At 59.8% G+C, this 22,199-nt stretch carries 23 protein-coding genes and 2 pseudogenes; all 25 read right to left on the bottom strand.

Features of this window, described 5'->3' with window-relative positions:
• Positions 1-14 precede the first annotated feature (14 nt).
• Positions 15-203, bottom strand: coding sequence for a hypothetical protein (locus KE531_10695; GenBank protein ID MBR9954069.1), 189 nt, complete (start codon positions 201-203; stop codon positions 15-17).
• A gap of 630 nt (positions 204-833) precedes the next feature.
• The gene (locus KE531_10690) at positions 834-1,253 is read right to left on the bottom strand and encodes a sigma-70 family RNA polymerase sigma factor (protein ID MBR9954068.1); all 420 of its coding nucleotides are present in this window, start codon (positions 1,251-1,253) and stop codon (positions 834-836) included.
• A 332-nt stretch (positions 1,254-1,585) separates the two neighbouring features.
• Positions 1,586-1,774, bottom strand: coding sequence for a cysteine-rich KTR domain-containing protein (locus KE531_10685; protein ID MBR9954067.1), 189 nt, complete (start codon positions 1,772-1,774; stop codon positions 1,586-1,588).
• Between the two features lie 10 nt (positions 1,775-1,784).
• Positions 1,785-2,570 carry an ABC transporter permease subunit gene (locus tag KE531_10680; GenBank protein ID MBR9954066.1) on the bottom strand — a complete coding sequence of 262 codons (786 nt, stop codon included), beginning with the start codon at positions 2,568-2,570 and terminating at the stop codon, positions 1,785-1,787.
• Between the two features lie 12 nt (positions 2,571-2,582).
• Positions 2,583-3,374: an ABC transporter permease subunit gene (locus KE531_10675; GenBank protein MBR9954065.1), complete on the bottom strand. Its 792-nt coding sequence runs from the start codon at positions 3,372-3,374 to the stop codon at positions 2,583-2,585.
• 10 nt (positions 3,375-3,384) lie between these two features.
• Entirely contained in the window at positions 3,385-4,272 is an 888-nt protein-coding gene (locus tag KE531_10670; protein ID MBR9954064.1) for an ABC transporter ATP-binding protein, read from the bottom strand.
• Complete coding sequence (locus KE531_10665) at positions 4,269-4,874, bottom strand: TetR/AcrR family transcriptional regulator (GenBank protein ID MBR9954063.1); 606 nt, start codon at positions 4,872-4,874, stop codon at positions 4,269-4,271. Before KE531_10665 ends, KE531_10670 begins: the two co-directional genes overlap by 4 nt.
• Positions 4,875-5,109: 235 nt before the next feature.
• Complete coding sequence (locus KE531_10660; GenBank protein ID MBR9954062.1) at positions 5,110-6,540, bottom strand: relaxase/mobilization nuclease domain-containing protein; 1,431 nt, start codon at positions 6,538-6,540, stop codon at positions 5,110-5,112.
• Positions 6,541-6,638: 98 nt separating this feature from the next.
• Positions 6,639-6,989, bottom strand: a complete 351-nt coding sequence (locus KE531_10655; GenBank protein ID MBR9954061.1) for a plasmid mobilization relaxosome protein MobC — start codon at positions 6,987-6,989, stop codon at positions 6,639-6,641.
• 2 nt (positions 6,990-6,991) lie between these two features.
• Positions 6,992-7,615, bottom strand: a complete 624-nt coding sequence (locus tag KE531_10650) for a hypothetical protein (GenBank protein ID MBR9954060.1) — start codon at positions 7,613-7,615, stop codon at positions 6,992-6,994.
• A gap of 133 nt (positions 7,616-7,748) precedes the next feature.
• Positions 7,749-7,985, bottom strand: coding sequence for a hypothetical protein (locus tag KE531_10645; GenBank protein ID MBR9954059.1), 237 nt, complete (start codon positions 7,983-7,985; stop codon positions 7,749-7,751).
• Positions 7,986-8,108: 123 nt separating this feature from the next.
• Positions 8,109-8,204: pseudogene (locus KE531_10640) on the bottom strand (cysteine-rich VLP protein).
• Between the two features lie 186 nt (positions 8,205-8,390).
• Positions 8,391-9,041: a DUF4366 domain-containing protein gene (locus KE531_10635; GenBank protein MBR9954058.1), complete on the bottom strand. Its 651-nt coding sequence runs from the start codon at positions 9,039-9,041 to the stop codon at positions 8,391-8,393.
• Positions 9,038-9,289 (bottom strand): DUF4315 family protein, encoded by a 252-nt coding sequence (locus KE531_10630; protein MBR9954057.1) that lies wholly within the window; start codon positions 9,287-9,289, stop codon positions 9,038-9,040. Before KE531_10630 ends, KE531_10635 begins: the two co-directional genes overlap by 4 nt.
• Positions 9,290-9,304: 15 nt before the next feature.
• A complete protein-coding gene (locus KE531_10625) occupies positions 9,305-11,008 on the bottom strand; it encodes a C40 family peptidase (GenBank protein ID MBR9954056.1) in 1,704 nt (567 codons plus the stop codon).
• Positions 10,995-13,268 carry a conjugal transfer protein TraE gene (locus KE531_10620; protein ID MBR9954055.1) on the bottom strand — a complete coding sequence of 758 codons (2,274 nt, stop codon included), beginning with the start codon at positions 13,266-13,268 and terminating at the stop codon, positions 10,995-10,997. The genes KE531_10625 and KE531_10620 overlap by 14 nt, the downstream gene beginning before the upstream one ends.
• Before the next feature lie 40 nt (positions 13,269-13,308).
• A complete protein-coding gene (locus tag KE531_10615) occupies positions 13,309-13,749 on the bottom strand; it encodes a PrgI family protein (protein MBR9954054.1) in 441 nt (146 codons plus the stop codon).
• Between the two features lie 3 nt (positions 13,750-13,752).
• Positions 13,753-14,325 carry a DNA methyltransferase gene (locus KE531_10610; GenBank protein ID MBR9954053.1) on the bottom strand — a complete coding sequence of 191 codons (573 nt, stop codon included), beginning with the start codon at positions 14,323-14,325 and terminating at the stop codon, positions 13,753-13,755.
• 48 nt (positions 14,326-14,373) lie between these two features.
• Positions 14,374-15,240, bottom strand: coding sequence for a hypothetical protein (locus KE531_10605; protein ID MBR9954052.1), 867 nt, complete (start codon positions 15,238-15,240; stop codon positions 14,374-14,376).
• 15 nt (positions 15,241-15,255) lie between these two features.
• Complete coding sequence (locus KE531_10600; GenBank protein ID MBR9954051.1) at positions 15,256-15,471, bottom strand: Maff2 family protein; 216 nt, start codon at positions 15,469-15,471, stop codon at positions 15,256-15,258.
• A gap of 198 nt (positions 15,472-15,669) precedes the next feature.
• Complete coding sequence (locus KE531_10595) at positions 15,670-17,508, bottom strand: type IV secretory system conjugative DNA transfer family protein (protein MBR9954050.1); 1,839 nt, start codon at positions 17,506-17,508, stop codon at positions 15,670-15,672.
• Positions 17,495-17,917: a PcfB family protein gene (locus tag KE531_10590; protein MBR9954049.1), complete on the bottom strand. Its 423-nt coding sequence runs from the start codon at positions 17,915-17,917 to the stop codon at positions 17,495-17,497. The genes KE531_10595 and KE531_10590 overlap by 14 nt, the downstream gene beginning before the upstream one ends.
• A 97-nt stretch (positions 17,918-18,014) precedes the next feature.
• Positions 18,015-18,725 carry an antirestriction protein ArdA gene (locus KE531_10585; protein ID MBR9954048.1) on the bottom strand — a complete coding sequence of 237 codons (711 nt, stop codon included), beginning with the start codon at positions 18,723-18,725 and terminating at the stop codon, positions 18,015-18,017.
• Positions 18,712-20,093, bottom strand: a pseudogene (locus tag KE531_10580) (DNA cytosine methyltransferase). Before KE531_10580 ends, KE531_10585 begins: the two are co-directional and overlap by 14 nt.
• A gap of 352 nt (positions 20,094-20,445) precedes the next feature.
• Positions 20,446-21,948 (bottom strand): ParB/RepB/Spo0J family partition protein, encoded by a 1,503-nt coding sequence (locus KE531_10575; protein ID MBR9954047.1) that lies wholly within the window; start codon positions 21,946-21,948, stop codon positions 20,446-20,448.
• Positions 21,949-22,199: the final 251 nt, after the last annotated feature.

Here is a 22,199-nt window from a genome sequence, read left to right as displayed (position 1 = left end):
AGGATGTCACCCGGTCAGCGCAGCTCCGCCCGGCCCGGCGCGTACTTGCGGAACACAGTGTAAAGCCCCGCCTCGATCTCCCGCTTGCGCTTGTCCCGCACCTTGGGGGCAAGAATGGGGGTCAGGTTCTCAACGGTAATCGTCCGGCCCTGGAAAGAGGCCGTTTTCACTTCCTTATGGTAGCTGGTCCTCGTCTGTGCCATGATCTGCCCTCCTATGTAAAACGGGGTTCCTATGCGTACAAGTTTCCCGCTGGCTGGTGGGGAAACGCAGAAAGGCAGCACTCGGAAGTGCTGCCTTTCAACCTTGCTCCACATCTGGACAGGGTGTCCAGAAGCCAGCAGGGTATTCCATTTCGATCCACGGACGGGGCCGCCGCGCCTGGGAAAGTTTGGGCTGTCACAAGACAGGCAAGCCCCAGGCGGGCGGCTCCTTGGTTTTGTTGTACGCTGTATTCGCCACGCACCCCCAGCGCCGGGAATATTCCAGGCCGCCGGTGGCTCCGGCTGTCATAGCTCCGTAATACCGCTGCCCCCGTGGAGAGGGCTGGCGCATACCGCAGAGCTCCCCCGCAAGTCCATGGGAGGGCGTGAGCAAGTTTCATAATCCCCCGCGCTGTCCTCGCGCCCGGCCTGCCACAGCCGGGTCAAAGGTTCGCGCTGATCGCTCGGTCCGCTCCCTGTTCACCTCCTCGGAGCTCCCATCCTGGCGGCGCGCCTTTCGTCGCTAATCACGCGGGTTTTGTGCCTGAAATACTGTGTATTCAGTTGTCGGCGGGAGGGGCTTGTCCCTCCTCACCTATCAGGCAGGTTTAGGGCCAAAATCGCAGGCGGTCAGCGAAATTTTTTCAGAATATTTTTCATCATTTCCATGCCCCGGCTGATACTGTCCCGGACAGCGTTCTCCGACACATTTTCAGCTCTGGCAATATCGCTCTTGCTTTTGCCCAAGATGTAATGAGCATAGACCCGGCGGGCCTGGACAGGCGGAAGCTGGTCGAGAGCGGTGTAGAGGTTGTCCCGCTCCTCGGTCTGCTCCATGATCTCCTCCGGGGTCAGCGGGGGCCGGGTCACGTCGGCCTCGAAGCCGGGGGTCCCGTCCAGGGAGCACTCGTCATGCTCCCGCTTGCGCCGCTTGTAGCTGTCACACTGGCGGCCCCCGATGGAGAGGGTCACGGCGATCTCCTCCGACACTTCCAAGGTGATACACTCGGTCAGGTAGGGGTAGTAGTTATTCAATTTGATGGTCGTCATAAGTAACCTCCATTTCGATACGGGGCGGAAAGGGACAGATCGAAATGGAGGATCAGGCGGAGAGCGGCAGCCGGGGCTCCGAACATCTGGACACCGTGTCCAGATGTGCCGCCCGGATAGAAAAACGTCCGCATAGCGCAAGGCTACACGGACGTGTCGGGGCGACTGAATATTACAATTTTCGCAGTTTTGAGTAGGGCTACTCTTTATAGGAGTAGGGCTTTTTTTGACAAGTCAGATGGATAGATAAAAAAGAAAAGCACAGCGTTACCTCCTAACGGTTGCCGTACCTTCCAAAGAAAAAGCCGATAACCGCATTTTCAATCTGCGTGTTATCGGCTCTGCGTCTGTGCGTCTGGCTCTGTGACAACTAAAATCTTAAATTTTTCTACGCTGATTAAAGTTTCTTGTTTGCATTTAGGACAAAACAAAGGAAAGTTTTTCAGCTCAGTATCTAACCGCAGCTTGATACGAGTTTTACTGTTACAGACAGGACATAGCAGCCACTCGAAGCTATCCATATCGTTCATTTCAAATTTCCCTGAGCGTCCAAACTCTTTGAGCTGTGATAACAGAACCAATCGCAATTATCATAGCCAATAGGAAGAACGAAAACTGTATTCCACTTATTGCCACTGTGTAAACATCGAAGAATTTTAATGGCGTTAAGCAGTACAGCATTGGAGCTTCAAGATATTCAGCGGTGATGCTGATGCCATAAAAGAGCAATAATATTCCCGCGCCTATCCGAACAGCCCCTTTATAGGTCCTCGTCAGGCTGGAGGCCAAAAGCGTGATTGCAAACAAAGTCACCCCTGTCAAAAGTAGGCCCAATGTGGTGGTGAAAACAGCTTCTCCTTGCTCTAAACCGCCCAGCGGCAAAATGGCAGTAAAATAATTACATAACCCGCTGAATACCGCAAGTACAAGCAAATTACATACACAGGCAACTTCTTTGGCACAGACAACCTTGTTGCGGCTCACTGGTTTTGTAAATAGATATTCTGCCGTTCCCTGCGCCTGTTCTTTCGCTACACACGAAACACCGAGATAGACCGCATAGCTGTTGGTTAGCATCGTGACCCAATAATACATACAGCCATACCAGCCCAAAGCAGAGGTCAAATCACCGCTCACACCAAACATAGCTTTCAGAATTTTCGGAAAATTCGATATTAGCCCTGTCAGCTCATTGAGGCTGTCCTTTAGTGACAAATACTCAAAGTAAGCGAAGCCACACAAAATCAAGACGATCCCCATCCAGATCAGCAGCAGTTTTCTTGTTAAGCGCAGCTCGTTTTTCACTAACGCCTTCATTCGTTTCCTCCTTTACACAGCCAACGCAATATCCCGCTTCAAGATTTTCCAGTATGCCAGCAGCGCAAACCCAAACAGCAGAAGCAGATACCAGATCACATAATCCCATGAATAAGACCCGGAGCTGTGGATCTCCGCCGGGCTGAAAAAGGAAAACGGCGATAAAAAGCCAATGGCCCGAATACCGACAGTTCTCGAAAAAGAGGTAATGCAGTATTCCATAAACACGACCAGTCCAGATGTCAGAAGCGGAGAGCGGTTATTGGGCCGGAATACTCCCGCCATTGTCCCCATCAGTGCAAAAAAGAGAGTAAGCAGGACAAAGGAGCCAGCCACCAACAAAAATTCTCCTGTGGGAAATCCGGGGCGAAACAGCGTCATCGTGAAAAAGGACGCCATCACATAAAAAATTCCTGTTACACATACCCCGGCAAGGGCGCACAATAGTTTTCCTTTGTAGATCACTTGCCGCCCGCAAGGTTTCGTATATAAATATTCCGCTGTGTTTTCTGTACACTCTTTGGTATGTAAGGACAGACCCAGGTGCATCCCGAAAATGCCGCCAGCAATCATGAAAAATCCCGTAAGAAAGGAATACATTCCCATAGGCTTTGTAAGAAGCTCAAGGGAAATGCCAACAGTTTCAAAAAAGCCTCCCTGTGCAAATCCTGCTGGCAGCGTCCCCGCTGTTTCCACCATGCCATAGTAAACCGGCGTCATGAAAAAAATACATACCGCAAGAGCAGTGGCCCAAATCAGAATATATTTTTGTGACCGTTTCCATTCAAATCGAAAAATCTGCATGACGGGCCTCCTATTCGTAGTAGTGGAGGAATATTTCTTCCAATGACGGTTCCTCAATTAAAATGTCCTCCAGCTCCAGCCGATGAAGCTGGTTCATAATCATCATAACTGTTCCGCTGAACATAAAGGATACAGAAGTCTTGCTCTTGTCCCACTCTAAATTAGCCGTACCGGGAACAGAAAAGAAATCCTCTGGAATGGCGCTTTTTGCTGTCAGCGAGATTTTCTTGTATCCGTTTTCCCGCAGTTCTTTCATGGATTGAACGCCAACCAGCTTCCCCTCCCGCAGAATGGCTACACGGTCACAAAGCCTCTGTACCTCACTTAGAACATGGGAGGACAGGAAAATCGTCGTACCGCGCTCATTTTCTTCTTTTAACAGGTCATAAAAGGTCTGCTGGATCAGCGGGTCAAGGCCGCTGGTAGGCTCGTCCATGATAAGTAATTTGGGAGAGGGCAGCAGAGCCGAAACGATGCCGACTTTCTTTTTATTGCCTAAAGACAGATCGCCGATTCTCCTGGACAAATCCAAATTCAGCCGTTCCGCCAATGCTTCCATCCGGTTATGACCGGCTACTCCGTAGAGTTCCGCCGTATAGAGAAGCATTTCTTGGACTTTCATGCTGTTGTAGTAACAGTTTTCGCTGGGCAGATACCCTACATCCTTTGCAATCTCAGACGCCTGCCGCCCACAGTCCAGTCCAAAGACAGAAGCGGTTCCGCCGGTGGGCTTCAACAGCCCCATCAGGGTGCGGATGGTAGTAGATTTTCCCGCCCCGTTGGGGCCGATAAAGCCGAATATCTCACCACGCTCGACCGTAAAGCTGATTTCCTCAATCCCCCGGTGCTTTCCATAACATTTGGTGAGCTTGTTTAGGACGATCACAGGTTCACTCATGGCAGATATTCCTCCTTGTAAAAGTTGTGTTTCAACATATTTAGGATTTCTCGAAACTCTTTCATCATGCTGTCATAATCCACTCCACTTTCCAACTGAACGGACATACCCTTTGCAAGCATCATAAGCATCTGAAACACTAATTCTGCATCCTCCGGGTGTCTGAATTTTTTATAATCCTGCTCATGCAGAACAAGCGATGCGATATATTTTTCATTTGCTTCTGAAAATATGGCACTTTTCAATTCAGGCGTTGGTTCCGCTGCCACACTTGCAATAAACGATGCAATATGCGGGTGCTTTTTTAAGTTTTCCACTTTCATAACGCTGGCTTCCCATACACGGTCAAAGAAATCCGTAGTTTCCTCCAATGCACTCGTGTTATAGGCTTGCTTCATTTGGGCAGCACAGTAATCAAATAAATACTGGTAAAGTGTCTGCTTATTTCCAAAATACTGGAATATAGACGCCTTTGAGATACCTGCCGCTACCGCAATATCATTGATCGACGCTTTTTCATATCCATGTTTTGCAAAACAGGCCAGAGCCGCGTTGCGTATGGTATCCTGCTTTTCGTTTGATAGAGCAAGAAATTTTTCCATGGTAGCACCCCTTTCTAAATAACCGTTTCGGTCATCAACGAACAGTATAGCACAAATAACCGAAACGGTCAATGCTTATTTCTACTATTATGAGGGAACGCACTCTTGGCAAGCAGGGCAAGTGTCAATACACTTGCGATTTTTGCTCCGCAAAAATGCTTGTTGGGGTGCCCCCAAACCCGCCGGGGACTTCTGGACACCGTGTCCAGAAGTCCCCCTGTCTGCGGCCCCGTCGCTACCGCTCCTGGGCCTTATTCTCCCGCCCGTCAGACAGGCCGAGGAGATGATCGACGTTGGCCTTGACCGCCACCGCCTCCCGCATTTCCTGTTGTGCCGCCCGGTATTGAGCGTACAACTTTTTCTTCCGCTCCGCCAGCTCCCGGCGCTCCTTTTTCAGCGCCTCCATCCTGGGGAGCTTTGCCCCGTCCAGAATGTCGTTGATCGCCGCCTTTGCCGCCCGGTAGGAGGCCAGCGCCTCCTCATGCTCCGCCAGATACTTCTTGCTGTACCGGGCGGCCTTGTAGCCGTCGAACACGGGCCGGGTCTTGGCGTAGTCCACCACGGCCCCCATCAATTTTGTGGTGGAGGCCAGCCGCTCCTCCACTTCCCGCAGCTCCCCGGCCAAGGCGTGGGCCCGATCCACCGCCGCCGCCGTCCGCTCCGCCAGGGCGTCATAGTCGGTCAGCCCGTTCTCCTGGAGGAATTGGAGCGCGGCGGCCATCTGTTTCAGATTATAGATTTTCGCCCACCGCTCATAGCCTGGGCCCTTGCCCTGGGCCATGCGCTGCTGGATGTCGATGATCAGATTGACACGCTGGGGAGCTGCCGGGCGGGGCCGCCCCTGGGCGGGTTTGCGAACGGGGGCCCGCCCGTCGATCACCGCCTCCACATCCTCCGGCCCGTAGCCGATCCCCAGGGAGGAGGCCCGGAACCGGGTGGCCCGGTCCTGGCCGGGAAGCCGGAACGAGATCACCCCGCCCCGGCCCCGCTTCACCTGGACCCCCGCTGCCTCCATCCGCTGGAGGAACCCGGCAAAGTCGGCGGGCCGATCCGCCAGGGCCCCGTCGATGATCCCCCGTAGCTGCTCCTTGTAGGAGGGGGGCCGGGCCGCGCCCAGCCATTGGCCGTAATGCTGGAACTTCCCTTTGCTGTGGAGCTTGGGGTTTTTGATAACGGACAGGTCGTGCTCCAGGCATATCCGGTCAGACAGCCGCCGCAGGGCGCGGGCGGAACCTAAAAAATCCCGGTATTTCCGGGTACAGTCCAGGGTGGTGGAGTTGTAGTAGATATGGACGTGGGGGTGGGGCCGATCCGCGTGGGACACCACGAAGAAAGCGTGTTTCCCCTTGGTCCAGCGCATCGCCAGCTCATAGCCGATGTTCAGCGCCTCCTCCGGGTCCAGCTCCCCAGGGGGGAACGATTGACGGATCTGATAGCACAGCACATCGGCGTCCCGCTTTTGCTCCCGGCCCGTGATGGATTTGTACCGGGCCTTGCTCAAAAGAAACTCGCTGTCAGCGGTGAGGGGGTCGCACTCATAGGAGCGGATCAGCGCCCCGTCCAAAGTCTTTTCCGGGTTCTGGCCGTAGTCGAAGCGGTCCGACATAGAGGCCAGGATCGACTTGCCCCCGCTGATATGGTGAGATATAAGACGGGTCGTTGCCAGGAACAGCCCCCCCCCTTTCAAAATCGGTTCTCCCCACTTCTGGACACGGTGTCCAGAAGCGGGGACAGCCGGGGAGCGGCCTGGGCCGCTCCCACGGGTCACAGGGCCACCACCTGGGCCAGCTTCTCCAACAGCTCGGAGAGAGGGCCCCACAGGTCGGCGTAGTCCTTTTGGAGCGCCTGGAGCTCGTTGGGATAGAGGCCGCCGTAGGTGTTCACATGGAGCGCGGCCTGATTGAGATTATTGGCGCACCGCCGCTGGAGGGACACCAGCTCCCGCACCGGGGAGAGGTCCACCTGGAGCACATAGCCGTTGAGGGCCATTTTCCGAACATAGGCGCTCATGTTGTGAATACCCGTCTGCTCCATGCGGTCCTTGATCGCTTGCAGCTCCTCCGGGCTCAACCAAACGTAGAGCGGTATATTTCGGCGGCGCTTTTTTCCCGCCATGCCTACCGCTCGCCCCGATCCGGGGCGTCCTTTTTGGGGGTGGCCGGGGTCTGCCGCTCCTGGGCCTGCCGCCCCGCCTCTTTCATCTGCTGGGAAATGGAGGGCTTTTTCTCCTCCTGTTCGGCGGCCCGCTTCCGCTCCATACGCCTCCCCACAGCCGGGTTGTCCTTGGAGGGCCGCAGCTCATAGTTCGTCATATCCTGTTCAGACAGGGGCCGCGTGTAGGTCAGGTGCCCCCAGGCCAGGAACGCGCCGCCCTCTACGGGAACGCGCTGGTCGTAGTTGATGATCTCGTCCGGGGCGTTATGGGGCGGCTTGGGGAACGTGCCGATGTCCACGGGCCGCTGGGTGAAGTAATACTTGTAAAGACCGGGCTCCTCGACCCACGCCACCTTGACGGAAAACTGCCGCTGATAGTCCTCCACCCGCTCCGACAGGTCCCGCGTCAGCGCCTCCCGGTCACTTCCGTAGTGCCCCCACTCGTATTGCCGCCTGCCGTGTTCGTCGTCATAGCAGGCCCAGGTGACAAAGGGGGACGGCTCCCTGGAACACTGGCCCAGGGCAAAGCCCCGGCCATTCTCCAGCATGACGACCTTTAAGATCGAGTAACCTTGATTTTTGTCCATGTTGATCTCCTCCAAAATGTTGACAGTATGGGGCCGAAACAGGGGCGGGACGTGAAATGATACGGCCCGCCCCCGTCCGGCGTCTGGAAAGCCCTGAAAACACGGGACTTTTGGGGGCCTAATTGTCAACAGGTCAACCCCTCTTTTTCCTCATGTGATCCCGCTGCTGTTTCCTATGGGCTGCCTGGGCGCAGGCGGGGGAACAGTAGCGCCGCCGCCCGCCCAGGAGCGCGGGCCGCCCGCAGAGGGGGCAGGCCCGTGTCTCCACCGGGGCCGGGGCGGTCAGGGCGGCCTCCAGCGCCGGGTCCAGGGGCAGGACAGCCGCCCGGAAGTACCGGCACAGGGGGCCCGTCCAGGTTTTCCCCAGCATATAACACTCGCTCGTCGTCACAAACTCCGTATCCCTCGCTTCCGCCTGCGGCGAAAGCTCGCTCACTCCGTTGCTCCTCCTCCCCCCACGCAAACATAGTTTGCGCGTGGGCCCCAGGCCAAGCAAGCATCCATACTCCCAATCATAATTGGCGCACCACTTCACCACCAGGGCCCGGATTGCCGCCCGCTCCTCGCGGGTGAGCTCCCGCTGGTCCATGCCGTCACCTCCCCTCTCCGGGCCCGGCCCGGCTCCGCAGGTAGGCCCGGAAACAGGTCACGCACCGCAGGCCCCGCCAGTAGGGGCACCCCTCGCAGATGGACCCCTTGGGGGGCGGGGTGGGCTCCGGGGGCCGGTGGTAGGTGGGCTGCTTCATAAAGGGCTCATAGGGGCTGTCAGTGAAATTCACTCGTCCCCTCCCTCGTTCTCCTCGTCCACGTCCCAGGGGGGCGCGTCGTCGTAGTCGTCGGGCTCGTCATAGCTGGAATAGTCCTCCTCCGGCTCCGCCGCCTTTTGCTGCTTGGGACGGTAGATTTTGAAGTACCACCCGGCCCCGCCGCCCAGGGCCAGCACCGCCAGGGCCGCCAGGAGCATCCCGGCTCCGCCGGACTTTTGGGGCTCCGGCTCCGGGGTGGGAGTGGGTTCAGGCTCCGGCTCCGTCACAGGGGGCGGGGCCTCCGGCTCCGGGCCCGGCTCGGCCAGGGCCATCAGGTCGGCCACGGTGACGGCGTTCAGAAAATAGACGTTCTCCGCCTCACGCTGCCGGTCTATCACCAGATAGAAAACCGCCTCGTCCGCCGTGGTGATGGTGAAAAACTCCTTGCCGTCCTCGTCCGTGGCGTTGTCCAACACCGTCCCCGTCCCGTCCGGGGTGAACGGCTTGGGGTCCGGGGGCTGCTCCACGGGCAGGGGGTCCACAGGCTCCAGCCCCACCCAGGGGACGTACTCGCTGCCCTCGCCCTCGTCGCCGCCGCCCGCGTAGGCGGGGGCGGTGAGCACACCCACCATCAGGACGGCGCAGAGCATGGCCGCCAGCATACGGGATTTTTTCTTCATTCCGCACTCTCCTTTCCCCCGGACTTCTGGACACCGTGTCCAGAAGCGGGGCCGTCCCGGAGCTGCCGCAGGAGGGCGGGCAGCTCGTCCAGGGACACGCTCATGCCCCGCACGATGTCCACGATCTCCTCATTCTCGGCTTCCCGGTGCTTCTGTTCCAGCTCTTTCAGCCGGGCCTGCTGCTCGTTGATCTTGGCCTTGACTTTCTCCATCTCGGCCATAATTTTCGCGCTTTTGCTGATCGCCATTGAAAACCTCCTTGTTCATGGTAAACGCCCCCAGGCGTAAAAATGGGACTGCCAGTAGCTTGTATTCAAGCTGGTGTACTGAATGGGGTCCCCACAGTGGAGCATCATCCCGTCCCCCACATAAAGCCCACAGTGGGTCACGCTGTCCGGGTCAGGCGCGTCGTAGGTGTAGCGGAAAAACACAAGGTCGCCGGGCCGTGGGGAGCTGACGGGGGTACAGTAGTTGTAAAGCCCCTGGGCCCCTAGGCGGCCCACATTCCAGCCGCATTGGTTCAGCACATAGGACAGGTAGCCGGAACAGTCAAAGGACGTTGCCGGGCTGTGTCCGCCCCAAACGTAGGGGTAGCCCAGGTACTTCTCCGCCTCGGTGAGCATAGCGGCAAAGGTGGGATCAGCCGTCAGATACGCCTCCGGCACGTCGTAGGGCTGGGGCGGGTTGGTGATGTACTTGTCCACATAGGCGGAACCGGGGAACAGGTCGGGCCGGTTGCCCAGCGCCGACAGATAGAGGGAATACCGGGATAGCTGCTCCTCGCCCATCATGTAGACGGGCAGGTGGGACAGGACTTCATTTTTCAGCGTCACGGTGCAGATGTAGTAGTTGTAGGGGACCAGGACGGTATAGGGGCCGTCGGGCCCCGTCCGCGTTTCCCTCCGGTAGCGTACCTCCACCCGCACATTTTCCGAGAGGATATACTGCCGGTCAAAAATGGTCTGGAGCGTCCCCTGTACCTCCGCCAGCGTCCATTCCCCCTCATGGAACGCGGAGAGCATGGAGATCAGCACATAGGGGTCATGCTCGATGGCGTCCAGGTCTAAGTGGTATTCGTCGTAGTCGTGGGTGCTGGTGTAGGTGTCCAGGTAGTGTTGCAGCTCCGCCTCCAACGCGCAGTAGGCGGCCTCGGCCCCCAGCATATCCCCGTCCTGGGCGGGGTAGGTGCTGGCCCCGATCCCGCCGATGATCCCGTTGCCCAGCGTCACCAAGGAGGAGGCGCAGGACTGGATCGTGAACAGGAGGAGGACGCAGCACAGGGCGATCACCACCCCGCCGGGGTGCCTCTTGACGAAGCCCGCCACTTTCTCTGCCAGCTTCTCCGCAGAGGCGGCGGTCTTTTCGGCGGCCTTGGCCCCCTGCTTGGCGGCCTCCCGCGCCTGTTTCGCGTACTGCCGCTTTTGGCGCTGCTTCTGTGCGAAGCGGGCCAGGGCGTTCTTGCCCAGGTCCGGGTGCTTCTCCAGCTCCACCTGAAAGCGGTGCTCCGCCGTGGCCTTGACGTACCGGGCCTCGGCGCGGGCGGCGGCCTTGGCCGGGTGATCCCGGATGGCCTGCCGCACCGTCCGCGCCGTTTTCCGCCCCACGGCCTCGCCCACCAGCTCGGAGTGGTGGGCCCCCTCGGTGCCCACGTTCTCATGCTCCACCTCGTAGAGCTTGCCATGGACGAAGCCATGGACGCCCCAGCCCAGGGCCCCGGCCCCGCGCTTCACAGGGCCGGGGGGCTTGACCGGGGCCTGGGCCGCCAGCTTCTCCTGGGCCGCGCCCATACGCAGCTTGGCCTTTTCCGCCTTGACCGCGCTTTTCTCCGCCCGCGTCTGCCCCTGGGCGCTCCGCTTCTTCCCCTCCTGCCGCAGCCGTTCGGAGGGCCGGGCCCGTTCGCTCTCCTGGTGGAGCTTGGACTTATGGACACGGTGTCCAGAAGTGGGCCGGGCCTTACTCCTGCCCATTGGCCTTGTCCTCCGGCTTGGTCGTCAGCAGGGTATAGAGCTCGGTGTCCTGGGGGAAGTGATCCACAAAGGGAATGGTGGTATCCCCATAAAAAAGCAGCCCCTCGCCGGAGCCGGAGTGCGTGACATAGGAGAGCTGGTGCGGGCTGATCCCCAGGTGGCTTGCCAGCACCTTTTGATCCCCGGCGGCCTGGGACAGCATATAGAGGAAATCGCAGTTACCAAAAATGGACTCGATCTCGCTGCTCTCCAACAGGCTTTTCACATTCTGGGTGATCCCGCTGGGGATGGCCCCCCACTTGCGGAAGCGGCGGAAAATCTCGACGCTGTACGCCGCCGTCTGGGGTTCCGCCAGCAGGACGTGAAATTCGTCCTGGTACACCCAGGTCGCCCGCCGCCGGTCCCGGTTCTCCGTCACCCGGCCCCATATCTGGTCGGTGAGGATCAGCAGCCCGATCTTTTTCAGCATCTTTCCCAGGGCCTTGATGTCGAAGCACAGCAGCCGGGAATTGACCTCGACATTAGTGCGGTGGTTAAAGAGGTTGAGGGAGCCGGTGCAGTACAGCTCCAGGGCGGACGCCACCCGCCGGGCCTCCGGTTCGGACTGTTTCAGCAGCTCGTCGTAGAGGTCCTGGAGGATGGGCATACGCTCCGGGGCCGGGTCCGCCAGATAGGGCCGGTAGATGGTCCGCACACAACGGTCGATCACCGTCTTTTCCACGGGGGCCAGCCCGCTCCGCCCGCCCACGATCAGCTCGCACAGGGAGAGGATAAAATCGCTTTTGAGGGACAGGGGGTCCTCGTCGTCGGCGTAGTTGGGGTTGATGTCCATGGGGTTGATGAACGTGCCCGCCGTGGCCGACGGGGACAGCCGCACCACCTGACCGCCCAGCCGGTTCACCAGGGGGTAATACTCCCCCTCCGGGTCCGCTATGATGATGTCGTCGTCCGGGAGGGAGAGGAACACGTTGACGATCTCCCGCTTGGCGGCAAAGCTCTTGCCGCTGCCGGGGGTGCCCAGGAACAGGCCGTTGGGGTTTTTAAGCCGCTTGCGGTCCGCCATAATGACGTTGTTGGAAAGGGCGTTCATGCCGTAGTACAGCGCCGCCCCGTCCATGCGCAGCTCCTTTGTCATAAAGGGAATGAAAATCGCCGTGGAGCTGGTGGTCATGCCCCGTTGTATCTCGATGGCGTTGTCCCCCAGCACCAGGGAGGAGGTAAAGCCCTGCTCCTGCTGCCAGTCCAGCCGCTTCAAGGCGCAGTTGTACTTCTGCGCGATGCCGGAGATGGTGAACACGTCGTTCTCCAGCTTTTGCCGGGTGGGAGCGATGTTCACCACAGTGAACGTCAGGAGGAACATTCGCTCGTTCCGGGACTGGAGGTCCGCCAGGAGCGCCGCCGCGTCCTTGGAGTAGGTAATGAGGTCCGGGGGCAAAATTTCCATGTCGTACCCTGCCCTGACTGCCTTTTTCTGCTCCTCCACTTTCATCTTGTCAATGTCGGAGATTTTGCCCTTGGTCATTTTGATGGCCTTGAGCTGGTCCACCGTCTGAACGTGGAGGGTGACGGTCATTTCCGCGTCCAGCTCCAGCAGCTCCAACAGCAGCTTGTCGGACAGCTCGGAGGCCATGATCTGTAAGTAGGAGGCCGCGCCCCAGGACTGGCCCACCCGGAATGTCCGGGAGGCGGAGAAGTCGAAGCTGTCCGGGGCGATGAAGTCCTTGGTCCCCATGCCGGTTTTCACAATGTCCGGCCAGGAGAAGCGAAACGGCTCCCGGCCTCCGGGGTGCATCTGGCCGTGAAGCACCTCCAGCCGCTCCCGCCCGTTGAGCACACGGGAATGGGCCCCCAGCTTCTTGAAGTTGCCCATAATGTCGCTGGACACCCGCTCCAGCCGGGGGCGGGCTGTCTCCAGGCCGTCGGCGGGGACGCCGAACGTGATGTACTTGGAGCGGACGATTCCGTTGTTGCTCCTGGCAATCTGCCGTTTCAGCATATCCACATACTCGCCCCGGATGCTGTCAAAGTCGTCGTGGGCCATGGGGATATTGACCTTGTACCGGCTGCCGCCCCTGGAGCGGTGGTTGATAAAGGAGAGCTGGAACGGGAGGGCGCTGTCAAAGTAGTTGAGGAAGCCGCACCAGCCGTCAAAGATGGCGGACTGGTCCTCGCTGGAGGCCACGGAGTAGTTAATATCCTCGTAGGCGATGGTTTTGGTGTAGAAGCCCTCCCGCACCCGGCAAATGCCGTCTTTCAGCATCTCCACATAGGGGATGGTCTGCTGTGCGGAGAGGGAGCGTTTACCGGCCCTTGCGCTTCCGGCGCTTTTGGCTCTTGGGTTCAGAAGCGGACACCTCCTTTACTGTCTCGGCCTGCGGGCCTCCCAGTATTTCCGTCACCAGTTTCACTGGTTCCTCCTTTCCGGCGAACGGAGCATAGATATTCTGCGTTCGGTAGGGCCTGGGGCCGGGGCGGAGAAAGCGGGCGCGGATGATATTGCGCACCACTTTCTCAAAGGGCAGGCCGTCCTTTTCGTACATCGCCATGAGGAACGCCGGGAGCATGATCCCCAGCATGAGGAACATGGCCCCGGTGCCGCCGACGGCCCCACGGGTCAGCAGATAGACGGGGACGCCCACCAGCCCGCCGCCGCCGAAACAGATAAGCTGCCGCTTGGTGAGGTTGAACGCCAGCTTGGTTTTGACCCTGGACAGGTCGTTGGGTACATTCACATAGGGCAAAAATTACACCTCTTTTCTTGTTACCAGCTCTGGACACGGTGTCCAGAGGCCGGGGGTACATTCCACCTCGTTCCCCCAAACGTCCCAGCCGGGGGCAGTCTGCCGGGCGAACAGCTCCACGCGGGGAACGTCACCCATGAGGGCCACAATTTTCTCCCTGGCCTCGTCCGGCTTTTTGCTGTGGGCCTCAATGGGAGAAATAATGAATTGGTGGACGTTGGCAGCCTGCCGCCGGGGATGGCCCCGCGTCGCCAGCAGGCACACCTCCGCGTTGGCCCTGGTCCAAAAGCCCAGGCCGTAAAACCAGCTATCCGCCCGGCGGTTCTTTTTCAGCCAGACAAAGGCCACGCTCTTATAGGCGAAGCCCCACGCCTTGATCAGCCGCAGGGCCTCCGGGAGCTGGGGGAACGTGGCCCACAGGAACAGCGCACAGTCCGGGGCGGCCAGCTCCGCCACCGGGAGTGCGCACAGGTCATTGATGGTCATGGTGGGATAGTGCTTCTCCGCCGCACCCTGCAAATTCTTTTGGGCATACCGCCAGGGCGGGTCGGCGTAGATCACAGCGTATTTCCCGATAAAATCCCTCCTCTCCGCTTATGGTCACGGTGTCCAGAGGTTCGGGGCCTAATGCGCCCCCAGGACGCTCCGGGCGATGCTCCCCGTTTTGAACAGGCAGTAACACAGCAGCACCGTATAGCCGATGGTGCCCCATATCGCCCCTATGGGGTCGCCCCCCACGGCGATACTCTGAATGAGTACTGCGTAGATCGCCACGCATACCAATATCAGCATCCCCTGGAAGCCCACGGCGAACAGGGAGCGGAGATAGTTCTGCCCGGCCCCGCCCAGCTCCCGGTTTGCCAGGGTTGCCACTGGGAGAGGCGCTAAACTGGTGAGCATATATATTTCTATCATCCTGCCATAGACGATCACGAAAATCACGATATTCAGCGCGGTCATGGTGAGCTGCACCACAAAGGACTGGAGCCACAGCCCTACCAGGGGCCCCAGGTCCATCCCCTCCAGCGTGGCCTCCAGGTCCGCCAGCATAGACGGGGAAACGTCCGTGGAGCCCTGGATCAGCCCCGCCGACTGCGCCACCACCCGCTGGGCCACGTCAAACACCGCCATAACAATGTTGAACGTGTTGGACAGAATGAGGATGGTGCAGGCCGTTTTGAATATCCATTTGAAGAAAATCCAGTAGTCCAGGTCGTGAAGATTATTCCGCTCCACCAGCAGTTGAATGAGCTCGTAGGTTGCAACAAAGGTCAGGATCAGTCCGGCTATGGGCAGTATCACCGTTTCGGAAAGCTGCCGGATCAGGGAGAAAACCCCGGCGTTCCATGCCGCCGGGGTCGTCCCCACTTGTACCGCGATCTCCCCGACACGGGCGTTTACTGTATCAAAGAGCCCCGACAGGTTGTCCATGATCCCGCCGATCAGCAGCTCCTTCAGCCAGTTCGTGATCCAGTCGGTGAGAAATCCCATGCGCCGCTGTCCTTATCAGCTAAACAGCCCGGACAGCAGGGGGATCAGGGTGGTGCCCAGCAGGATGATGCCGCCGCCGGCCATGAGCTGCTTCATTCCCTGGCTCTTGGAGCCGGGGTTGTCGGAGCCGTAGCCCTCCAGGAGATTGACGACGCCCCACACGCCCAGGCCGGCGCCCAGGGCCACAACGAGGGTCTGCAAGGTAGTGACGGCGGAAGTGAAAAACTGCATAAAAACCTCCATTTTCTCCGGGGACGAAGCCCCGGCCATGAAAAAGCCGCCCTTGTCAGGCGGCGCGTCTGCCTCTGGACTCGTCGGCACAAACTCCGCTCAACTCCGTTTCCGCCTTGCGGCGAAAACTGCGTTCGCTTCGTTGCGCCTCCTCCCCCACAAAGTCTTTCGACTTTGCGGGGACCCCTTTGCCAAAAGCTATACAAAAGCGTCCGGGTCGTCCAGGTCGTCATAGTTGAGAATGTCCTCGTCCTCGCCTATGTTCGCCTCGTCCGGCACGTCCGCCTCGTATACGGTATATTGCTCGTCAGGGTCCAGCTTCTCCATGCGGCGGTTTATCAGGCGGGACAGGTCAAAGGAATTTTTCTTGTCCGCCTCCGCCGTATAGCGGTAGTTGGGGTGCTGCTTCAAGTCGTACTTGGGGGAGAAAAAGGGCCGCAGCCCCCGGAGCTGGATAATGCACTTGTCGCCGGGCATGGTGGTGAGCTCGTCCATCGTCATAAGCTCCCGGCCCAGGCGTTGGGTATTCTGGCTGTAACTCTCGGACTGCCCGCGGGACCGGCTGTCCGTCTGCATGGAGATGGTCTGCTTGCCCAGCCACGCCTCGGAAATCTCCTTGACGGTGGAGTGCTCGCGCCCGCCCAGGAATACCACGCTGTCCATATTGCCCATGATCGTTTCGGCGTTGTCCTTGTAAATGGCCTTGCATTGGGACTGGGCCTGATAGAACAGGGTCAAACTAACCTCGCGGGAGCGGATCACCGCCACCAGCTTCTCCAGGTTGGGCACCTGCCCGGTGTTGGCGGCCTCGTCCCACAGCACCCGGACGTGGTGGGGCAGGCGGCCCCCATGCACGTTGTCCGCCCTCTCGCACAGGAGGTTGAACATTTGGGAGAACGCCAGCGCCACAATGAAATTGTAGGTGGTGTCCGTGTCGCTGATGATGAAGAAAGCCGCCGTCCGCCTGTCCCCCAGGCGGTCCAGCTCCATCTCGTCGTAGGACATGATCTCCCGGAGCTGGGGGATGTCAAAGGGGGCCAGTCGCGCCCCGCAGCTAATAAGTATGCTCCGCGCCGTCTTGCCGCTGGCTAATTTGTACTTCTTGTACTGCTTCACGGCGAAGCAATCCGGCTTGCGCTTCTCCAGGCCCTTGAACATATAGTCGATGGCGTTCATAAAGTCCGGGTCGTCCTCCTTGACCTCCATACCGGAGATCATATCCACCAGCGTGTTCATGTTCCGGTCCTCCTCCGGCCCCTCGAAGATGATATAGGCGATCAGGGCGCAGTACAGAAGCGTTTCCGATTTGGTCCAGAACGGGTCCCCCTCTTTGCCCTCCCCCTTGGTGTTGGCGATCAGGGTATTCACGAATTTCAGAATATCCGCCTCGTTATGGATATAGGCCAGGGGGTTGTAGTGCATGGAGCGGGAAAAATCAATGCTGTTAAAAACCTTGATCTTGTACCCCTTTTTCTTCTGGAGAAAATAGCCCACCTGGGACAGCACCCCGCCCTTGGGGTCCACTACCACATAGGAGCTGTGAGCCTGGAGGAGCTGGGGGGTGAGCCAGAAGCGGGTCTTGCCGCTGCCGGAGGAGCCGATCACACAGGCGTTGAGGTTCCGGGCGTTGGCCGGGTTCTTGGGCCGGGTGTTGGTGGTGAGAAATTCCGTCCCGGAGAGAATGACATTTTTCTCAAACTTGGGATCGACGAAAGGGGCGATGTCTTTCGGGCCGCCCCAGCGGGCCGATCCGTACTCCTCGTCCCGGCGGTATTTTTTCGCGTTCTTGGCCTTGATGTAGACGAACAGCCGGATGGCCGCCGCCCCCGCGATCCCCACCAGCCAGTCCACCGGGTCCAGCCCAGGGGCGGGGGAGGCAAAGGCCGTGTTGATCATCGCCATCATGCCCACCAGCTTTTGGCCGGCGTTGGCCCCAGCCGCCAGCCGGTAGGCCGTCCCCAGCTTCAAACAGGCCCAGGCCATGAACAGGTAGGGCATATTAGGGAGAATGTACTTTTTCAAGCTACCTTTCTTCACGCTCCGCCTCCTTTGCCCGTTCCTTTTGGGGCCGCTGCCGTAGCAGCTCCCCGGCCCGCTTCATCCGCTCCAGGATGGGGACGCGCCGCGCCCTGGGCCGGTCCATGATACGGTGGGAGTATTCCCCGAAACAGGCGGTGATGGCGTCGGCCTGCTTGGATTTGAAGAACAGCAGATACTTTCCGTCGCCGTTCTTGTAAAAGGCATAGTCCACATTCCAGCGCCGGGCCACCCGGTCAAACTCCCTGGGGGCCTCCACGGGGAGGCTGTTGGTCGCCTCACCCTGCTTCATAAGCTGCTTGACGGTCTGCCTGCCGTGGGGCGTCTTGTGGGCCTCCTTTTGGATCTTCCGCCCAGCCGCCCGCAACGCCCAGGCCAGCGTCCGCGCCGACAGCTTCCCCGTCTGGATGGACAGGGCTATCGTCCGCCGGGAAATATCTTCATCTACAATACAAAACACCTCCTATTTGCCGCCGGGCCGCTTCTGGACACCGTGTCCAGAAGTCCTACCTGTCCTCCCGGCCCACCCTGGGCGCGGGCCGTTCGGCGGGCGGGGGAGCCCGGTCCATCATTTCCCGGTAGGCGGCCATCTGCTCCCGGATGGGCAGTTTGGGCATAGAAAATACCCGCTGCCCGGCGGGTATGTCCTCGATCCCGTGGTAATGCTCCACAAAAGAACCCTGATTGCACATGACATAGCCGCCAGGGGCGAAGTGGCCGCCCTCGTTGATCCGCACGTCCCGCCCGTATGCCTCGTAGTCAATGTAGTCGATCAGGTGCTCCGGCACCTGGACGGCTTCAAGCTCCTGGATATACATTCGCCCCAGGGCCTCCTCGCTGTCAATGTCGGGATAGAAGTCGTAGTTGTCCAGATTTTGGGCAAGATTGATCAGCTCTTTCACGCTGCCGGTGTACTCGCCGCTGTCCATGACGGCCTCAAACTTTGCCAGCTCGTCCTGGGACAGCTCCGACAGCACACAGGCCAGATAATTCAGCTCGTCGATGTTCTCGTACTCGCCCAGGCGCTTGTGGAGCTGGGGCATATCGCCGTCGTAATCGGAAATGAAAACCTCCTCATACCGAATACCGTCTATCCCGATTTTCTTCAAAGCCGCCTGTACGGTTTCGGTGTCGGTGGGGAACGTCACCCGCGCATAGGCAAGCTGGCCCTCGTTGTATTTGCCCAGGTTCGTCACACAGGCTTCAAGTATCGCTATCGTTCTTCCCTCCCTCTAATTCCTCCTTTACTCCCGCCATGATGTACTCCGCACAGGGCAGGGCGATAGAGTTTCCCAGGGCCTTTTGCCGGGCGCGGGCGGAGATGGGCCGCCCGTCGTAGCCGAACGCCGTCCAGCCGTCAGGCAGGCCCATGGCCCGCTCTCCCTCGGTGGGGGTCAGCCACGTTATCACCCCCTCCGCCTCCCGGCCCTCCCGCCACAGGGCAAACACCGTCAGCCCCCCGGCCATCAGGGTGGGAAAAGGGTCAGTTGGTTTTCCGAAGCTCCCCAGGAAGTTCCCCACGTCCCCGCCTTGGCCGCCCCCCGCATACGGTAGCCTTGAAAGGGGTGGACGACTGGTAGTGGCCCCCCTGCTTCATCAGCAGATATTCGATCCGCTCCGGCGGGGGACAGCCCAAAGTCTCCGCAAGGCGCAGGTAGCGGGAACAGGCGGCGGCGCTTAAACAGGATCGCTCCGGCACGTCGGCCTCCAAGATCGGCCACGACGAACACCCGCTGACGCCGGGCCAGCCGGGGGTCTGCCCAGTGTTGGGCGTCCAGCAGACGCCAGCACACGTCACGCCCTCCGCCTCGCACCATTCCGGCATTGGCCCAGCGTCCAGAAGCAGGCATTGGAATTTCGGCGTCTGTGAGAGATTGCAGGACGGCTCTAAAATCCAGCCTGTCTCCTGATAGCAGAGCTCCCATGACGTTTTCCCAAATAACGATTGTTGGAAATTGACCTCCAGTGGCATCCCTCATTTCCTCGATCATGCGTACCGCCTGAAAAAACAGGCTGGATTTTGTCCCGCCCAGCCCCTCCCGGCGGCCCGCGCTGGATAGATTTTGGCAGGGGGACCCGAACGTGATGATGTCCACGGGCGGGACCTCCCCGCCGTGGAGCTGGGTGATGTCCCCCAGGTGCTCCATATCCGGGAAGTGGCGTTTCGTGATGGAGATAGGGGCCTTTTCGATCTCGCTGGCCCACAGGGGGACGATCCCCTGACGCCGGGCGGCCAGGGGGAACACGCCGATCCCGTCAAAGAGGCTGCCCAGGGTCAGCAGCGGCCCTGCCCCTTTACCGTCAGAATACCCTCCAGGGTGGTGGCCGTGATCTTCAACCGCTGGGCCACAGCGATGTCGTTCTTCACCGCCTCGGTGACAGCGTGGCCGCAGACCACCAGCACGCGGGAGCGGCGCAGCAGGTCCCGGCTCATGTCGATGCTGCTCTTGTGCTCCTCCGGCACAGCGTCGTTCAGGATCAGGGGGAGGTACAGCGTGGGGCAGATGGGCGAAAAGCCCGCCTCGTAGACCGCCCGGCAGTACCGGACGGCCTGCTCCGTCGCCTCCGTGGGGTCGCCGCTCCATGCGGCGGTGACATACGCCAGGGGCATTTTCATATTGAAAACCTCCGTTCAGTTGGAATGTTGTATGGAATGGTTGGGAGGGGGACGGTCAGCCCCTTTTCCCCCCGCCCCTTTCCCCATTCTTGGGGAAAGGGGGGCGGCTCTGGAGGATATATCCCCCGTCGCGCCTTGGGAGTAGCACAGCCGGGACTGCCAGTCAAGGGTGCGGAGCACCGCCGCACAGCGGCGGCTTTGCCCTTGACAGGCTGCCCCGGCTGTGCTATGGGCGGCGCGGCGACGGGGGATATTCCACAAGAGCCCTTTTACGGGGACCGGGAACGAAAAACATCTGGACACGGTGTCCAGATGTTCGCTCACTTCTCCCGATCCACTTTCTTCACGCCCTTGCCCAGCTCCGGGGGCTGCTTGTCCTTCCACTCCCCCAGCAGGGCCATGATCTGGTCCTTCATCTCACGAGGCGTCTTGTCCTTGCCGAAAAACTGGGCCAACTCCGCAGAACTGATGATCACGTCGAAATCCTCCTTTTTCTTCTCCTGGCTCAACACCGCGTCGATCACGTCCGGGTTGAGCTGGTTCTTCTCGTCCATCTCCCGCAGCTTCTTCGCCTGGGCCTTGGAGGGGGACGACTGCTGCCCCTCAATGGAGACAGCGATATACTTCTGATGTTCGGTCCTGATACGGGAAATCTCCACGGCGGGGGTGAACGACATCTTGCCGCCGTCCATGAGCTGTTTCAGCTCCGGCACAAGATCATTGAGATAAATGTACCGCTGGACCGTCTTGCCGCTCATGCCGTTGCGCTCGCCCACTTTGTCCAGGGACAGCTTGCCAATGTCCGCGCCGTCGCCCCGCGCCCCCTGGTGCTTGATGGCCTCGTACTGCTGCTGCAAGGCCGCCGCCTTCTCACTGGGCAGGATCGTTTCACGGTGGCGCAGGTTGTCGTCCGTCATAGCAAGGATCGCCTGATCGTCCGTCATGTCGCGGACGATACAGGGCATATTCTTGTAGCCCGCCAGCTCGCAAGCCCGCTGCCGCCTGTGACCCGCTACGATCTCATAGCCCCCGCCCTCACGGGGACGCACCAGGGCGGGCTGATGGACGCCGCCAGCCTTGACGGACGACACAAGGCCCTGCATCTCCACATCATCCCGGACACCGAACGGGTGGTTCTGGAACGGGTGGAGCTGGTCGAGGTCCAGGTAGACGATCTCCTCCTTTTCAGCGCGGGAGGCGTCTTTGAGTTGGGTCGGCGGTTCCGGGGCGGGCGGCGGCGGGGCCTCCTCCTGGGCCGGGCCGGACTTCCCGGCGGCCTTGTCCCGCTTGGCGGTCTTGGCCGCCTTGCCAGCGCCGCCCCCGCCGGGGGTGGCCTGCTTCTCCGCCTTGGGCGGGCGGCCCTTGCGCTTGGGCTTCTCCCCCTGGGCCGGGGCCTCCTTGTTCTTGGGGCGGCGGCCACGGCGGGGTTTCTGCTCCGGCTCCTCCTGGGGCCGCTCCCACTCCTGGCCGCCCTCCTTGACCGGGCCCGCCTGCTGCTCCTGCCCAGCATCCGCCCGGATGGACGACAGGTCGATCACCTTGTTCTCCGGGGCCGGGGGGTCCTCCATGCCGGGGAGCACCACCTGGGCCTCCGGCTCCGGGGCGGGCTGTTCCGGGATCATCACGCCGGGAAATTCGGAGGCGTCCGGGATCGCCTCGCCCATTTCAAAAAGGGCGGCCCGCCCTTCATGTTCCAAAATGAGCTGTTCCTCCACGGTCAGCACCTCCAGCCCCGGCGGGGTGGGGGCATCCGGCGTTTCCGGCGCGGGAGGCTCCGGCTTCTGCTCCTCCGGGGCCGGGGCCGTTTTCTTTTCTTCTGCCATTCGCTTGACCTCCTTACTTTTTCAAATGCGAACGGGGCCAAAACCTTATTTTGGCCCCGCCCCTGTTACTTCTTCCTCCTTTCCCTGTCACGCAAAAACGCCGCCCTTTTTACAGCCGGGCGGCGTTTTCGGTAAGGTTGACAGTCCATTTTGTTGTTGTTTATCATGTTTCCCTTTGTCAAGCGTTGCAATTTTCAAAGATTTTAAAGTTTTTGCTGGTCTCCACAGCATTGCCCGGAAGCTGCGTCAAT

It is taken from the genome of Eubacteriaceae bacterium Marseille-Q4139 (assembly GCA_018223415.1).
GTDB lineage: Bacteria > Bacillota > Clostridia > Lachnospirales > Lachnospiraceae > CABSIM01.
This window is presented reverse-complemented; position numbering and strand designations above follow the sequence as displayed.

Bases quoted from the DNA above. Each gene is read 5' to 3' on its own strand.
- KE531_10630 (MBR9954057.1), bottom strand. From the start codon at position 9,289: ATGGCGATCAGCAAAAGCGCGAAAATTATGGCCGAGATGGAGAAAGTC.
- KE531_10620 (MBR9954055.1), bottom strand. From the start codon at position 13,268: ATGCTGAAAGACGGCATTTGCCGGGTGCGGGAGGGCTTCTACACCAAA.
- KE531_10690 (MBR9954068.1), bottom strand. From the start codon at position 1,253: ATGACGACCATCAAATTGAATAACTACTACCCCTACCTGACCGAGTGT.
- KE531_10625 (MBR9954056.1), bottom strand. From the start codon at position 11,008: ATGGGCAGGAGTAAGGCCCGGCCCACTTCTGGACACCGTGTCCATAAG.
- KE531_10635 (MBR9954058.1), bottom strand. From the start codon at position 9,041: ATGAAGAAAAAATCCCGTATGCTGGCGGCCATGCTCTGCGCCGTCCTG.
- KE531_10600 (MBR9954051.1), bottom strand. From the start codon at position 15,471: ATGCAGTTTTTCACTTCCGCCGTCACTACCTTGCAGACCCTCGTTGTG.
- KE531_10605 (MBR9954052.1), bottom strand. From the start codon at position 15,240: ATGGGATTTCTCACCGACTGGATCACGAACTGGCTGAAGGAGCTGCTG.
- KE531_10685 (MBR9954067.1), bottom strand. From the start codon at position 1,774: ATGGATAGCTTCGAGTGGCTGCTATGTCCTGTCTGTAACAGTAAAACT.
- KE531_10695 (MBR9954069.1), bottom strand. From the start codon at position 203: ATGGCACAGACGAGGACCAGCTACCATAAGGAAGTGAAAACGGCCTCT.
- KE531_10665 (MBR9954063.1), bottom strand. From the start codon at position 4,874: ATGGAAAAATTTCTTGCTCTATCAAACGAAAAGCAGGATACCATACGC.
- KE531_10670 (MBR9954064.1), bottom strand. From the start codon at position 4,272: ATGAGTGAACCTGTGATCGTCCTAAACAAGCTCACCAAATGTTATGGA.
- KE531_10575 (MBR9954047.1), bottom strand. From the start codon at position 21,948: ATGGCAGAAGAAAAGAAAACGGCCCCGGCCCCGGAGGAGCAGAAGCCG.
- KE531_10645 (MBR9954059.1), bottom strand. From the start codon at position 7,985: ATGCTGGGGAAAACCTGGACGGGCCCCCTGTGCCGGTACTTCCGGGCG.
- KE531_10650 (MBR9954060.1), bottom strand. From the start codon at position 7,615: ATGGACAAAAATCAAGGTTACTCGATCTTAAAGGTCGTCATGCTGGAG.
- KE531_10655 (MBR9954061.1), bottom strand. From the start codon at position 6,989: ATGGCGGGAAAAAAGCGCCGCCGAAATATACCGCTCTACGTTTGGTTG.
- KE531_10680 (MBR9954066.1), bottom strand. From the start codon at position 2,570: ATGAAGGCGTTAGTGAAAAACGAGCTGCGCTTAACAAGAAAACTGCTG.
- KE531_10675 (MBR9954065.1), bottom strand. From the start codon at position 3,374: ATGCAGATTTTTCGATTTGAATGGAAACGGTCACAAAAATATATTCTG.